This window comes from Mycobacterium lehmannii, from assembly GCF_001499925.1.
Classification (GTDB): domain Bacteria; phylum Actinomycetota; class Actinomycetes; order Mycobacteriales; family Mycobacteriaceae; genus Mycobacterium; species Mycobacterium lehmannii.
Genome location: NZ_LQIR01000023.1, coordinates 141,638 through 154,626, shown reverse-complemented (window position 1 = coordinate 154,626; position 12,989 = coordinate 141,638). Strand labels below are relative to the sequence as shown.

General features: G+C 67.9%; 11 protein-coding genes and 1 tRNA gene. 7 read left to right on the top strand and 5 right to left on the bottom strand.

Annotated elements, in window-relative coordinates; genetic code table 11:
* The first annotated feature begins 67 nt into the window (after positions 1–67).
* The 4 genes from pdhA (at position 68) to AU192_RS13625 (ending at position 3,795) form a co-directional block, all read left to right on the top strand.
* A complete protein-coding gene (gene pdhA / locus AU192_RS13640; protein WP_064396937.1) occupies positions 68–1,168 on the top strand; it encodes a pyruvate dehydrogenase (acetyl-transferring) E1 component subunit alpha in 1,101 nt (366 codons plus the stop codon).
* Positions 1,169–1,229: 61 nt separating this feature from the next.
* On the top strand, positions 1,230–2,228 hold the full coding sequence (locus AU192_RS13635) for an alpha-ketoacid dehydrogenase subunit beta (protein WP_423202691.1): 999 nt from the start codon (positions 1,230–1,232) through the stop codon (positions 2,226–2,228).
* Positions 2,225–3,397 (top strand): dihydrolipoamide acetyltransferase family protein, encoded by a 1,173-nt coding sequence (locus tag AU192_RS13630; RefSeq protein ID WP_064396934.1) that lies wholly within the window; start codon positions 2,225–2,227, stop codon positions 3,395–3,397. Before AU192_RS13635 ends, AU192_RS13630 begins: the two co-directional genes overlap by 4 nt.
* 17 nt (positions 3,398–3,414) lie before the next feature.
* Positions 3,415–3,795, top strand: coding sequence for a YchJ family protein (locus AU192_RS13625; RefSeq protein WP_064397414.1), 381 nt, complete (start codon positions 3,415–3,417; stop codon positions 3,793–3,795).
* A gap of 1 nt (position 3,796) precedes the next feature.
* Here AU192_RS13625 and AU192_RS13620 read toward each other — a convergent pair whose 3' ends face one another.
* The 5 genes from AU192_RS13620 to AU192_RS13600 form a co-directional block, all read right to left on the bottom strand.
* Positions 3,797–4,549: an enoyl-CoA hydratase gene (locus tag AU192_RS13620; RefSeq protein ID WP_064396932.1), complete on the bottom strand. Its 753-nt coding sequence runs from the start codon at positions 4,547–4,549 to the stop codon at positions 3,797–3,799.
* A gap of 29 nt (positions 4,550–4,578) precedes the next feature.
* The gene (locus tag AU192_RS13615) at positions 4,579–4,941 is read right to left on the bottom strand and encodes a hypothetical protein (RefSeq protein ID WP_423202690.1); all 363 of its coding nucleotides are present in this window, start codon (positions 4,939–4,941) and stop codon (positions 4,579–4,581) included.
* An 88-nt stretch (positions 4,942–5,029) separates the two neighbouring features.
* Complete coding sequence (locus AU192_RS13610; RefSeq protein ID WP_064396930.1) at positions 5,030–6,433, bottom strand: alpha/beta hydrolase family protein; 1,404 nt, start codon at positions 6,431–6,433, stop codon at positions 5,030–5,032.
* A gap of 65 nt (positions 6,434–6,498) precedes the next feature.
* The gene (locus tag AU192_RS13605; RefSeq protein WP_064396928.1) at positions 6,499–7,251 is read right to left on the bottom strand and encodes an acyl-[acyl-carrier-protein] thioesterase; all 753 of its coding nucleotides are present in this window, start codon (positions 7,249–7,251) and stop codon (positions 6,499–6,501) included.
* Positions 7,252–7,288: 37 nt separating this feature from the next.
* Positions 7,289–7,361 (bottom strand) — tRNA-Arg (locus tag AU192_RS13600).
* A gap of 118 nt (positions 7,362–7,479) precedes the next feature.
* On the opposite strand from AU192_RS13600, the gene AU192_RS13595 reads away from it, so the two are divergent.
* Genes AU192_RS13595 through AU192_RS13585 form a run of 3 tightly spaced genes read left to right on the top strand, consistent with a single transcriptional unit; the run spans position 7,480 to position 12,955 of the window.
* On the top strand, positions 7,480–8,964 hold the full coding sequence (locus AU192_RS13595; protein ID WP_064396926.1) for a wax ester/triacylglycerol synthase family O-acyltransferase: 1,485 nt from the start codon (positions 7,480–7,482) through the stop codon (positions 8,962–8,964).
* A complete protein-coding gene (locus AU192_RS13590) occupies positions 8,961–10,616 on the top strand; it encodes an HAD-IB family hydrolase/lysophospholipid acyltransferase family protein (protein WP_064396924.1) in 1,656 nt (551 codons plus the stop codon). The genes AU192_RS13595 and AU192_RS13590 overlap by 4 nt, the downstream gene beginning before the upstream one ends.
* The gene (locus tag AU192_RS13585) at positions 10,613–12,955 is read left to right on the top strand and encodes a glycerol-3-phosphate 1-O-acyltransferase (protein WP_064396923.1); all 2,343 of its coding nucleotides are present in this window, start codon (positions 10,613–10,615) and stop codon (positions 12,953–12,955) included. The genes AU192_RS13590 and AU192_RS13585 overlap by 4 nt, the downstream gene beginning before the upstream one ends.
* The last annotated feature ends 34 nt before the right edge of the window (positions 12,956–12,989 follow it).

Genomic DNA, 12,989 nt, shown 5'->3' with positions numbered 1-12,989 from the left:
CGCCTCCGTGCTGAGCACCTCAGTCGCCTGACGGCGCGATCCGCCGCCAGTGACCCTAGGAGGCGGTATGGCAGGGACCGTTTCGGCACCCCTCGAATCGCTCGACGTCGAGCTGGAGCCGGTTCAACTGGTCGCCCCCGACGGGACGCCGACCCCCGAATCTCGATACCGCCGAGACCTTCCACCAGAGACGCTCGCCTGGCTCTACGAGACCATGGTCGTCACCCGCGACCTCGACGGCGAATTCGTCAACCTGCAGCGCCAAGGTGAGCTGGCGCTGTTCGCGTCCTGTCGCGGCCAGGAGGCCGCGCAGATCGGCGCCGCGGCGTGCCTGCGCAAGACCGACTGGCTGTTCCCGCAGTACCGCGAGATCGGCGCCTTCCTGGTGCGCGGCATCGCGCCGGCGCAGATCGCCGCCGTGTGGCGGGGTAAGTGGCACGGCGGGCTGGGCTTCACCGACAAATGTGTCGCCCCGATCGCGATCCCGATCGGCACCCACGGTCTGCACGCGGTCGGCGCGGCGATGGCGGCCCAACGCCTGGGCGAGGACTCGGTGACACTCGCGTTCATCGGCGACGGGGCCACCAGCACGGGCGACGTACACGAAGCGCTGAACTTCGCCGCCGTGTACCGGGCGCCGTGCGTGTTCTTCGTGCAGAACAATCAGTGGGCGATCTCGGTGCCGGTTTCTGAACAGATGGCGGGGCCGTCCATCGCCCACCGCGCAATCGGCTACGGAATGTCGGGGGTCCGCGTCGACGGCAACGACGTGCTCGCGTGCTTCGCCGTCACCGCAGAGGCCGCCCTGCGGGCTCGCGACGGCGGGGGCCCGACGCTCATCGAGGCCATCACCTATCGGATGGGTCCGCACACCACCTCCGACGATCCGAACCGGTACCGCAGCCCCGAACAGGTGCAGCAGTGGGCGGACCGCGACCCGATCGCGCGCTACCGAACGTATCTGCAGTCGACCGGGGTGTGGACCGAACGGCTCGAGGAGCGGGTCAGGGCCAGATCGAAACGACTGCGCGCCGAACTCCGCGACGCGGTCGTCGGGGCCGAGGACTTCGACGTCACCGAGGTGTTCGACGCGGTGTACCACGACATCACGCCGGACCTCGCCGCCCAACGCGAGCAACTCGCCGCGGAACTCGCGAAGGAGGCGTGAGATGACGCAGATCATCGAGCGCCCGTCGACGTTCGGCGAGGACGAACCTCCCGAGCCGCTGATGACCGCGATGCCGGCCGTACCGACGCTGACCATGGCGCAGGCCATCAACCGCGCGCTGCACGACGCGATGGCCTGTAACGACAGGGTGCTGGTTTTCGGGGAGGACGTCGCGACCCTCGGCGGTGTCTTCCGGGTCACCGAGGGCCTGGCCGAAACCTTCGGCGCCCAGCGGTGTTTCGACACGCCTCTGGCCGAATCGGCGATCGTCGGAATCGCGATCGGCATGACTCTTCGCGGCCTGATCCCCGTGGCCGAGATCCAGTTCGACGGGTTCGCCGCCCCGGCCTTCGACCAGATCGTCAGCCACTTGGCAAAGTACCGGACGCGCACACGCGGCGACGTCGACATGCCGGTCACGATCCGCATCCCCTCGTTCGGTGGAATCGGCGCGGTCGAACACCATTCCGAGTCGACCGAGACCCACTGGCTGCACACCGCGGGCCTGAAAGTCGTCGTGCCCTCGACACCATCGGATGCGTATTGGCTGCTGCGGCAGTCGATCACCAGCCGCGACCCGATCATCTACCTCGAGCCCAAACGCCGGTACTGGGCACGCGAACCCGTCGACACCTCGACCCCGGGTCTTCCTCTGGGTCGGGCGGCGATACGGCGCCCCGGCGCCGACGTCACCGTGCTGACATACGGCCCGCTGGTAGCCACGGCGCTGAGCGCGGCGGATATCGCCGCCGAGCAGCACGGCTGGAGCCTCGAGGTGATCGACCTGCGTACGCTCAATCCACTGGATTTCGAGGCGGTTTCGGAGTCGGTGCGACGCACCGGCCGGGCCGTCGTGATGCACGAGGGACCCCGCACGCTGGGCTTCGGTGCCGAACTGGCGGCACGCATCTCAGAGGAGCTGTTCTACGACCTGGAGGCCCCGGTGCTGCGCGCGACCGGGTTCGACACCCCCTATCCGCCTGCGCGTCTCGAGAAGTTGTGGCTGCCAGGGGTGGACCGTCTCCTCGACTGCGTCGAACGAACGTTGGAGCAGCCATGACAGTGATGGACTTCTTGGTGCCCGACCTCGGCGAGGGACTCGAGGACGCGACGATCACCGCGTGGAGTGTCGCGGTCGGCGACGATGTCGAACTCAACCAGACGCTGTGCACCGTCGAGACCAACAAGGCCGAGGTCGAGATCCCCAGCCCGTACGCGGGCCGCGTGGTCGAACTCGGCGGCGGCGAAGGCGAGACGCTGGCGGTCGGCGCGACGTTGGTGCGCATCGCGACCGAGGCCGAACCGCCCGCCGAGAAGCGCAAACCCGTACTCGTCGGCTACGGCGCCGACGCCGCGATGGACCACAGCAGGCGAGCGACGGCGCCTCCGCACCGCGTCCGCGCCAAACCGCCGGTGCGCAAGCTGGCCGCGGAGCTGAACGTGGATTTGGCGGCGCTGACGGGTTCCGGCCCCGACGGTGTCATCACCCGCGAAGACGTACTCGCCGCGGCGGGCCGGTCCGCGCCCAGCCCCGACATGGTGACGGTGAGCGGTGTGCAAGCCGAGATGGCTCGGCGGATGACCATGTCGCGCAGGCAGATTCCCGACGCGCACACCGCGGTGCAGGTGGACGGGACCAACCTGCTGCGGCTGCGCGACCGGCTGCGCGACCGTGCCGACGAGGACGCGCCGATCACGCCGTTCGTGCTCACGCTGCGACTGCTGACCATCGGGCTGCGTCACCACCCCAATCTGAACGCCACGTGGGTCGACACCACCGACGGTGCTCAGATCCACCTGCATTCGGCCGTACACCTCGGGTTCGGTGTCGCCGCGCCGCGTGGCCTGTTGGTGCCCGTTGTCAGCGATGCCCACCTCAAGACCACCCGCCAACTCGCGGCTGAGGTGGCCCGGCTCATCCGCAACGCGCGCGCGGGCACGCTCAAACCGACCGAACTGCAGGGCTCGACGTTCACCGTGTCGAACTTCGGCGCGCTCGGCCTCGACGACGGAGTGCCCGTCATCAACTATCCCGAGGCCGCCATCCTCGGCGTCGGCTCGCTCAAGCCGCGCGCGGTCGTGGTCGACGACGCGGTCGTCGCGCGGACAACGATGAACCTCACCTGCGCGTTCGACCACCGCATCGCCGACGGTGCGCAGGTGGCGGCGTTCCTGTGCGAACTGCGCGATCTGATCGAAGCGCCAGAGACAGCGCTGCTCGATCTGTAGCGGGCATGATCTCTGCCATGGCGCAAGACGATGGGTGTCCGTGCGGCAGCGGGAACGCGTATTCCGCATGCTGTGAACCGCTGCACGACGGTGCACGCGTCGCGGCGACGGCCGAGGAGCTGATGCGTTCGCGCTACAGCGCGTTCGCGAAAGGTGTTGCGGGCTACCTCTTTACGACGTGGCATCCGCGGACACGGCCACCCGACGTCACACTTGACCGCGAGATGGCGTGGACCGGGCTCGAGATCAGCGATGTGGTCGCGGGCAGCGAAGACGACCAGCACGGCCAGGTCGAGTTCACGGCCCGCTACATCCACTCGGGCCAGCCAGGGTCGATGCGTGAACGCAGCCGGTTCGAGCGTCGCGCGGGCCGCTGGTTCTACGTCGACCGCGTGTGACTCACTTGCGTTGCGCGGCCGCCAGCCGCTGCTGAAACTCTGGGGACAGGATCGAGGTGGCCTGCGGGCCGAGTTCGGTGTCGACAGCGATGCGGTGCTGCTCGACGTCGACGACGCCCGGGTTGGCCGTCGCCCGCATCGACGCCTTGGTTGCGAGCACCACCTCCCGCGGCGCCCCAGCCGGTCCTTTGGCCAGCTCCTTCGCGGCGGTCACGGCGTCGTCGGCGACCTCGAGCGCCAGGCCGTAGCGGACCGCGGCTTCGGCGTCGAACCGCATGCCGAACAGCAGAGACGCGCGGGCGGCCTGCGGACCGATCGCTCGCTGCAGCATCCAGGTCGCACCTCCGCCGGGATGGATTCCCAACTTCTGAAAGCGCGGGTCGAACAGGGCGGCCGGCCCGGCGATCCGCACGTCGGCCGCAAGGGCCAGGTTCAGCCCGGCGCCGACGGCGGCGCCGTTCACCGCTGCGATGGTGGGCAGCGCGCAGTTGGCGACGGCGAGGAAGCCGTCGTAGATCTTGCGCAGCCCGTCCTCGGTCGCCGAACCGAGCGCGCTGAGGTCCGCGCCCGCGCAGAACGCCTTGCCCGCGCCGGTGACGATGACCGCGTGCACATCCGGGTTGGCCTCAGCCGCGTCCACGGCTTCGCGCAGCGCAGCGGACATCTCGAACGTGACCGCGTTGCGGCGCTCCGGGTCGTTGACGGTGAGGACGGCGACGCGGTCCTCGATGTGGATCAGTACCGGATCAGTCACCGGCTCAGCCTAGTGACGCTCGTGCGCCGTCAGTTCGCGACGGTGAGCGTGACGTTGTGCAGGGCCACCGCGACATCGCTGGGCAGGATGTCGACGAAGGTCGCTACGTCGCGGACCGCGCCGCCCGAGGCGATCAGGTTTCCGGGGTAGCTGGGGCTGCACGGGAAGTTGTGGCACCGATACCAGAAGCCGGGTGCGCTCTGGTACGGGAACATGCTCGGCGCCTGGTCCACTCGGTACCGGCCGGGCTCGATCGACGCGGTGGTCCAGCCCGGCCTCGGGTTCGTGGTCACGTTGAAGACACCGTTGCTGCCGTAGCTTGGCGGCGGCGCGGCATGCGCGGGCGCCGCGAGCGCGAGGACCATCACGCCGACGGACACGACGGCGGGCATCCCGCGCCTTGGCTTCACGTTGCCGAGTCTATCGATCCGTTGGTTCGGCGAAGGAGGTATCGGTGCAGGCTGTGACGCGGGAAACTTGTCAGGCCGCTGCGTCTGCCCCCGGGTCCGCGGACTCGGCCGCGTCGTCGGTGTCGGCGCCCACGGGATCCGCCTTGGTCGGCGTTTGCGTCTCGAGCTGTGGACCGTTCACCGTCACGACGGAATCAACTTGCCGCTGATCGTCTTTCGGGTCGGTGTCGCCGTCCTCGGCGACGCCGCCGACCTTGCCCGGCTCGGCCTTCACGCTGTCGCGCACGACGTTGAGCTGCGGGCCGCGTTTGGGCACGACGTCCGGTGTCCCCTTGTGCGTCTTCACGGGCTCGGTCCGTTGCTCGGTGACCGTCGGCTCGGCCTGCACCGACGTCTCCTGCCGTTGCTGCTGCACCGGGGGCCGCGTCGACGTCACCGCCGACAGGCCCTGCACGATCGCGCCCGGGACCTTGGCCGCCGTGGCCAACAACTCGTCAGGCGGAGGAGCCAGCCGGGCCGGGCGGTAGGCGCTGGGGTCCCTGGGGATCGGGTTGCCGTCGTAGTAAGCCGAGTCGACGGCCAACTTCAGTAGCGGTCCGGTCAGGTCGGCGATCTGGTCTCCGAAGACGTCGCGGGTCAGCCGGGTCAGGGGCAACTCGTCGGCCGTGTACGTCACGTAGGTGGTGTTGTCCCTGGTGGTGACGTAGGCCGTGATGCGGTCCCCGGGGAAACTGCACCGGGCGTCGGGACAGTCCTTCACCGTGCCGCTCGCCATGATCGCGCAGGTGTTGGCAGTGCACGCGACGGTGGATCTGCCCGCCTCGTCGACCGGCAGCACGCGTTCGGACTGGTTCAGCCGGGTGTAAAGGTAGGCGACCAGGGAGTTGACCGCGGCTACCGGGTTCAGCACGTCGGCGGGGGCGTTGGAGTTGTAGTCGTACTCGTAGCCGGTGTTGACGACCTGCGCGGCGGGGACGTCGCTCGGGGTGGGGATCGGGTTGACCCCGATCAGCGCGAACCACGGGTACCTAGTGCCGAAGCCGCCGTCGGGGCGCGCGACGTCGTTGTCGAGGATGAAGACGGTGTCGTCGAGATCCGACCGGTTTCGCAGAAGCAGCAAACTGGCATTCGCCGCTCCCCAGCCGGACGCGAGCACCGCGTTCTGTTCGCCACGGTGGTCGTACAGGGCCCGTTCGATGCCGGCGGGACCGGTGCGGAAATCGACGTAAACGATGTCGTCACCGCCGTGGTAGTTCGTGTAGGTCGGGGTGTTGAACTTCCCGTCGAAGAAGTCTGCCACACCCGCACCCGTCGGATTCGTCGAGCTGCCGACGACGATGAGCGCGGTCAGATCTACGAGGGAGGCCGATATGGATGCCGGTTGGGTGGCGGCGAGACCGACGACGGTGGTCGCGACGCCGACGGCCGCCGCGCCTGTCGCGAGCCGCGTCCATCTTTTGCTTGAATCGACCATCCCGCGCCCTTCCGCCCCATGCGCAGCAAACACTTGCGCCCTGGGTGCAGATAGTACGCGAAGGGTTACAGCTTGGCGATCAGAGCGGCGGCGCGGACGTCGTCGTCGACGGTCAGCCCGATCTGCACGCTGTCGCCGCGCCGCGCCCAGCGAATGGTGACGTCCTCGCCGTAGCGAATCGGCCTGCGGTATTCGACCACCGCTCGGTACGGGGCGCGGCAGACGTCGGGAACGTACGCCATCACCTCGTGGATGGCATGCCAGTAAGCGGTGTTGGTGACGTGCTCGAAGATGTCGATGTCGGTGCGACGCAGCGGGAACGGCACCACCTCGTCGGCATCGTCGAGGTTGGTCAGCCAGGGCCGCCACTTGAGGCGGAGTTCGTCGGTGGTGGTGGCGAACCGCGCGATCAGGCTGTCCGAGGCGCGCTGGGGCGTAAGGGTCTTGCTGTTGATGGCGATCCAGAAGCCCTCGGTCTCGATGCGGCCGCCGTCGCTGCCGACCAGGTCGACGCGCATCGTGCACCACCGGGTGGACAGCGCAGAGCACCAGCGGCTGAACGAGATCTCGTTGGGGAACTCGATCGGCTCGATCACATCGATGACCGTGCGTTGGACGAGCCAATGGGGGTGGTCGTCGGCCTCGCCTGCGTCGACGAGGTTCTCCGCGCCGACCTCCTGGATGTAGCGCGCAACGCCGTCGAGGCGCAGGTGCAGGTCGCCGTCGATGTCGCCCGTGGCCACCCGCCACGCTGTGCGATAGACGTATCCCGTGTCCGGCAGCGGGCTCAGCCGGTGCTCGACGTCGTTGGTTGGCATCGGGTCAAGTATGTCCGGGCCGAAATCCGGCGATGAGCGCCCCCGGCAGGGATCGAACCTGCGACCAGCCGCTTAGAAGGCGGCTGCTCTATCCGCTGAGCTACGGGGGCAACGCCACGAGAGTCTATCGCCAGGCCTGCAGGCTCACGGATTAAAGCCGCCTCGCGCCCTCTCACCGCCGACTAGCGTGGTGGCCACACGATCACGAGCAGGAGGACGCGACGGCCCATGAGCGACGTGCCGGAACTCGACGCGGCGGGACTCCCTGAGGAACTCAGCCCACTCGACCAGATCCTGCACCGCGGCGAGGCCAATCCGCGTACCCGCTCGGGGATCATGACCGTCGAGCTTCTGGACTGCGCGCCGGACTGGGATACGTTCCGCGCCAAGTTCGACGCCGCCTCGCGCAAGGTCTTGCGGCTGCGGCAGAAGGTCGTGATGCCGACGCTGCCGACCGTGGCGCCGAGGTGGGTGGTGGACCCCGACTTCAACCTCGACTTCCATCTCCGTCGGGTGCGCGCCCCGCAACCCGGCACGTTCCGTCAGGTGCTCGACCTCGCCGAGGTGGCCGCGCAGTCGCCGCTCGACATCTCCCGGCCGCTGTGGACGGCAACGCTGGTCGAAGGGCTCGCCGACGACCGCGCCGCGATGGTCGTTCACCTCAGCCATGCGGTCACCGACGGGGTCGGCGGAGTCGAGATGTTCGCCAATCTCTATGACCTCGAGCGCGACCCGTCGCCACAGCCGCTGCCGCCTCTTCCCATCCCGCAGGACTTGTCGCCCAACGACCTGATGCGCCAAGGGCTCGTCCGGCTGCCCGGCACCATCGCGGGTCGCGTGCGCGGAGCGTTGTTCGGCGCCGCGCACGTCGCAGGGGAGGTGATCCGCGACCCGATCTCCCGGCTCGGTGGCGCTGTCGGATACGCCATGTCGGGTGCGCGCGTGATCGGTCCGGTTGCCGATCCGTCGCCGGTGCTGCGGCGACGCAGCCTGTCGTCGCGCAGCGAGGCCATCGACATCGAGTTCGGCATTCTGCACCGGGCCGCCAAGGCGGCCGGCGGTTCGATCAACGACGCGTATCTGGCGGGTTTGTGCGGCGCGCTGCGGCTCTACCACGAAGCCAAGGGCGTACCGCTCGACACACTGCCGATGGCGGTTCCGGTCAACCTCCGCTCGGATGCGGACCCGGCGGGCGGAAACCGGTTCGCGGGTCTCAACCTCGCCGCGCCGATCGGCCTGACGGACCCCGAGATCCGCATCCGCAACATCCGCTCGCAGATGACCACCAAGCGCGAGGAACGCGCGATCGACATGGTCAGCGCGATCGCTCCGTTGGTCGGGCTGCTGCCCGACACCGCCCTCGAGACGATGGCCGGCTCGATCGTGAACTCCGACGTCCAGGCCAGCAATGTCCCGGTGTACGCGGGGGACACCTACATCGCGGGCGCAAAAGTCCTGCGCCAGTATGGACTTGGCCCACTGCCGGGCGTGGCGATGATGGTCGTGTTGATCTCGCGCTCGGGGTACTGCACGATCACCACCCGCTACGACCGCGCGGCGATCACCGACAAGGAGTTGTGGGCGCGCTGCCTGCTGTCGGGTTTCGACGAGGTCCTGGCCCTGGGCGGCGACGGTCGAGCCGAACCCGCCTCGTTCACCGTCGACCCGGCCCCTTCCTCTGTCTCGTCGTCGAATGGGAGTGCAGCGCAATGACTTCGCCAAACGGCCAGAGCGCCCGGCGCACCATGCGGCTGCCGGGTTCGGTCGCCGAGATCCAGGCCAGCCCGCAGGGACCCGAAGTCGGTGCGTTCTTCGATCTCGACGGCACCCTGGTCGCCGGCTTCACCGGTGTCGTGATGACGCAGGACCGGTTTCGTCGTCGCCAGATGTCGATGGGCGAGTTCATCGGCATGGTTCAGGCCGGCCTCAACCACCAACTGGGACGGTCGGAGTTCGAGGACCTGATCGGCAAGGGTGCGCGCATGCTGCGCGGCAATTCGCTCGATGACGTCGACGAACTGGCCGAGCGGTTGTTCGTCCAGAAGATCGTCGGCCGGATCTATCCCGAGATGCGCGAATTGGTGCGCGCGCACATGGCCCGCGGCCACACCGTCGTCCTCAGCTCGTCGGCGCTGACGGTGCAGGTCGAGCCCGTCGCGCGTTTCCTCGGCATCTCGAATGTGTTGAGCAACAAGTTCGAGATCGACGAGCACGGATTGCTCACCGGGGAGGTGACGCGCCCGATCATCTGGGGGCCGGGCAAGGCCAGGGCGGTGCAGAAGTTCGCGGCCGAGCACGGTGTCGACCTGTCGAAGAGCTACTTCTACGCCGACGGCGACGAGGACGTCGCGCTGATGTATCTGGTGGGCAACCCCCGCCCGACGAATCCGGGAGGCAAGCTCGCCGCGGTCGCCGCCAAGCGGGGCTGGCCGGTGCTGCGCTTCAGCAGTCGCAGTGGTGCGAGCCCGGTTTCGCAACTGCGCACGGCCGCGGGTATCGCGACCATGGGACCCATCGCGGCCGGAGCGCTCGGCCTGGGGCTGTTGACGCGGAGCAAGCGCAACGGGGTCAACTTCTTCACCGCGGCCTTCGGCCGGGCGCTGATGAGCACCCTTGGCATCAACATCAACGTGTTGGGCAAGGAGAACCTGACCAAGAAGCGTCCCGCGGTGTTTCTGTTCAACCACCGCAACCAGGCCGACCCGTTGATCGCAGGCCACTTGGTGGACACCAACTTCACGTCGGTGGGCAAGAAGGAATTGGAGAAGGATCCGATCGTCGGCACCCTCGGCAAAATCATGGACGCCGCGTTCATCGACCGCGAGGACCCGCAGAAGGCGGTCGAGGGGCTCAAGAAGGTCGAGGAACTCGCGCGCAAGGGGCTGTCGATCCTGATCGCCCCGGAGGGAACCCGGTTGGACACGACCGAGGTGGGGCCGTTCAAGAAGGGGCCGTTCCGGATTGCGATGTCGGCCGGTATTCCGGTGGTGCCGATCGTCATTCGCAACGCCGAAGTGATCGCGGCGCGCGATTCGAGCACCTTCAATCCCGGCACGGTCGACGTCGTGGTCTATCCGCCGATCCCGGTCGACGACTGGACGCACGACAATCTCGGGGAGCGCATCGCCGAGGTGCGCCAGCTCTACCTCGATACGTTGGCGGACTGGCCGCACGACGAGTCGTCTCTTCCCGAGCTCTATGACCGCAACGTCCGGCCGAAGAGCTCGCCGGCCAAGAAGTCGGCGGCGAAGAAGACGGCCAAGAAGGCGACCAAGTCCGAGGCCAAGTCGGCGACGAAGTCGGTGCGCAACACGCCGGCCGCCAAGAAGTCGGCACCGAAGTCCGCGGGGAGGGGGCGTCCGTGAAGCCGTCCGTCGACCAGTACACGCCCTTCACGCCCACCGGTGACGCGCTGGTGCTGGCGTCGGCTTCTTCTGCGGCCGAACGTGATCTGCTCGACGACTGGCTCGAGCGGCAACGGCGCGAGAACCCCGAGGCCAAGATCGACGTCCTGCTGTTGCCGTACGAGGACCCGCCTGCCGGTGTGCTGGCTTCGCTCGTGTCCGAGCTCGAAGCCGGAGAAGACCGCTCCGTGGTACCCGTACGGGTGTTCTGGGTGCCCGGCGGCCTGCCCACGCGATCCAAGGTGGTGGCGCTGCTGTCGGGCCGCGACACCTACCGTCCGCCCGAGATTCTGCAGCGCCGCATCCTGCGCCGCGACCGGACTCGAGCCCGCGTCGTCGCCGGTGAACCGGCGAAGGTCTCCGAACTGCGTCAGCAATGGGCTGACACCACCGTCGCCGAAAACCCCAGGGAATTCGCGCGTTTCGTGATCCGCCGCGCGATCCTGGCGATCGAGCGGGTCGAACTGCGGCTGCTGGGACCCGAGTACAAATCGCCACGGCTCATCAAGCCGGAGTTGTTGGCGTCGGCGCGCTTCCGCGAAGGCCTGTCAAAGATTCCGGGTGCGGACCTGGAGACCGCGGGGGAGATGCTCGACGAGCTCTCCACGGGGTGGAGCCGGTTCTCCGTCGATCTGATTCCGTCGTTGGGCCGCGCGATCTTCAGCCGCGGCTTCGATCCCAACATCGACTACAACCGCGACGAAGTCGAGTTGATGCGGCGCAACCTGGAGAACCATCCGGCCGTGCTGTTGTTCTCGCACCGGTCCTACCTCGACGGCGTGATCGTGCCGGTGGCGATGCAGGAGAACCGGTTACCGCCGGTGCACACCTTCGCGGGCATCAACCTCTCGTTCGGCTTCATGGGACCGTTGATGCGCCATTCGGGTGTCATCTTCTTGCGTCGCAAGCTCGACGACCCGCTCTACAAGTACGTGCTGCGGCAGTTCGTCGGCTACATCGTGGAGAAGCGATTCAACCTCAGCTGGTCGATCGAGGGCACCCGGTCGCGCACAGGAAAGATGTTGCCGCCCAAGCTGGGCCTGCTCGCCTACGTGGCCGATGCCTATCTCGACGGCCGCAGCGAGGACATCCTGCTGCAGCCCGTGTCGATCAGTTTCGACCAGCTGCACGAGACGTCCGAATACGCCGCCTACGCCCGCGGCGGCGAGAAGACGCCCGAAAGCCTGTCGTGGATGTACAACTTCATCAAGGCCCAGGGCGAGCGCAACTACGGCAAGATCTACGTCCGCTTTCCCGAGGCCGTCTCCATGCGCGAGTACCTCGGCGCGCCGCACGGGCCGATGACCACCGATGAGAGCGCCAAACGCCTTGCCCTGCAGAAGATGGCGTTCGAAGTGTCGTGGCGGATCCTGCGGGCCACGCCGGTCAACGCCTCGGCGCTGGTGTCGGCGCTGTTGCTCACCACACGCGGAATCGCGTTGACGCTGAGCCAGATTCACCACACGCTGCAGCCGTCGCTGGACTATCTCGAGCGCAAGCAGACCCCGATGACCAACAGTGCGTTGCGGTTACGCACCCCAGAAGGTGTGCAAGCCGCGCTCGACGCGCTGTCCAACCGGCACCCCGTCACCTGCGTCGAGGGCGGGCGCGAGCCCGTCTGGCGGATCGCTCCCGAGGACGAGCACGAAGCGGCGTTCTACCGCAACACCCTCATCGACGCGTTCCTCGAAACCTCGTTGGTCGAGTTGGCGCTGGTGCACGCCGGCCGCGCGGGGTCTGACCGGCTGGGGGCGTTCTGGTCGCAGGTGATGCGGCTGCGCGATCTGTTGAAGTTCGACTTCTACTTCGCCGATTCGGCGGCGTTCCGCGAGCACGTCGCCGAGGAGCTGTCCTGGCAGAGCGGCTGGGAGGAGCAGGTGACCGGCGGCGAACAGCGGGTCGAGGAACTACTGCGGACCAAGTCGCCGCTGTTGGCGGGCGCCATGCTGCGACCCTTCTTCGAGGCGTACCAGATTGTCGCCGATGCGCTGCTCGACGCCCCTGCCGAGATCGACGAGAAGGACCTGACGAAGAAGGCGCTCGGACTGGGCAACCAGTACGTCGCGCAGAGCCGGGTGCGCAGCAACGAAGCGGTGTCGGCGTTGCTGTTCGCGACCGCCCGCCAGGTCGCCGCCGACCAGGACCTGCTCGAACCCGCCGCCGACCTGCACGAGCGCCGCACCGCGTTCCGGGACGAACTGCGGGCCATCCTGCGCGATATGGACAAGGTCGAGCAGATCGCCCGCGAGCAGTTCATCGCGCGTGAGATCGCGCATCGTGAGGCGCGCCAAGCCTCCTGAGTCCGCCGAGTGCACGGTTGTACGTGTTTCTCGA

What these genes read in the sequence shown, in the direction of transcription:
- AU192_RS13630 (WP_064396934.1), top strand. Translation starts at nt 2,225, where the DNA reads ATGACAGTGATGGACTTCTTGGTGCCCGACCTCGGCGAGGGACTCGAG.
- AU192_RS13635 (WP_423202691.1), top strand. Translation starts at nt 1,230, where the DNA reads ATGACCGCGATGCCGGCCGTACCGACGCTGACCATGGCGCAGGCCATC.
- AU192_RS13625 (WP_064397414.1), top strand. Translation starts at nt 3,415, where the DNA reads ATGGCGCAAGACGATGGGTGTCCGTGCGGCAGCGGGAACGCGTATTCC.
- pdhA (WP_064396937.1), top strand. Translation starts at nt 68, where the DNA reads ATGGCAGGGACCGTTTCGGCACCCCTCGAATCGCTCGACGTCGAGCTG.
- AU192_RS13605 (WP_064396928.1), bottom strand. Translation starts at nt 7,251, where the DNA reads ATGCCAACCAACGACGTCGAGCACCGGCTGAGCCCGCTGCCGGACACG.
- AU192_RS13595 (WP_064396926.1), top strand. Translation starts at nt 7,480, where the DNA reads ATGAGCGACGTGCCGGAACTCGACGCGGCGGGACTCCCTGAGGAACTC.
- AU192_RS13590 (WP_064396924.1), top strand. Translation starts at nt 8,961, where the DNA reads ATGACTTCGCCAAACGGCCAGAGCGCCCGGCGCACCATGCGGCTGCCG.
- AU192_RS13610 (WP_064396930.1), bottom strand. Translation starts at nt 6,433, where the DNA reads ATGGTCGATTCAAGCAAAAGATGGACGCGGCTCGCGACAGGCGCGGCG.
- AU192_RS13615 (WP_423202690.1), bottom strand. Translation starts at nt 4,941, where the DNA reads ATGCCCGCCGTCGTGTCCGTCGGCGTGATGGTCCTCGCGCTCGCGGCG.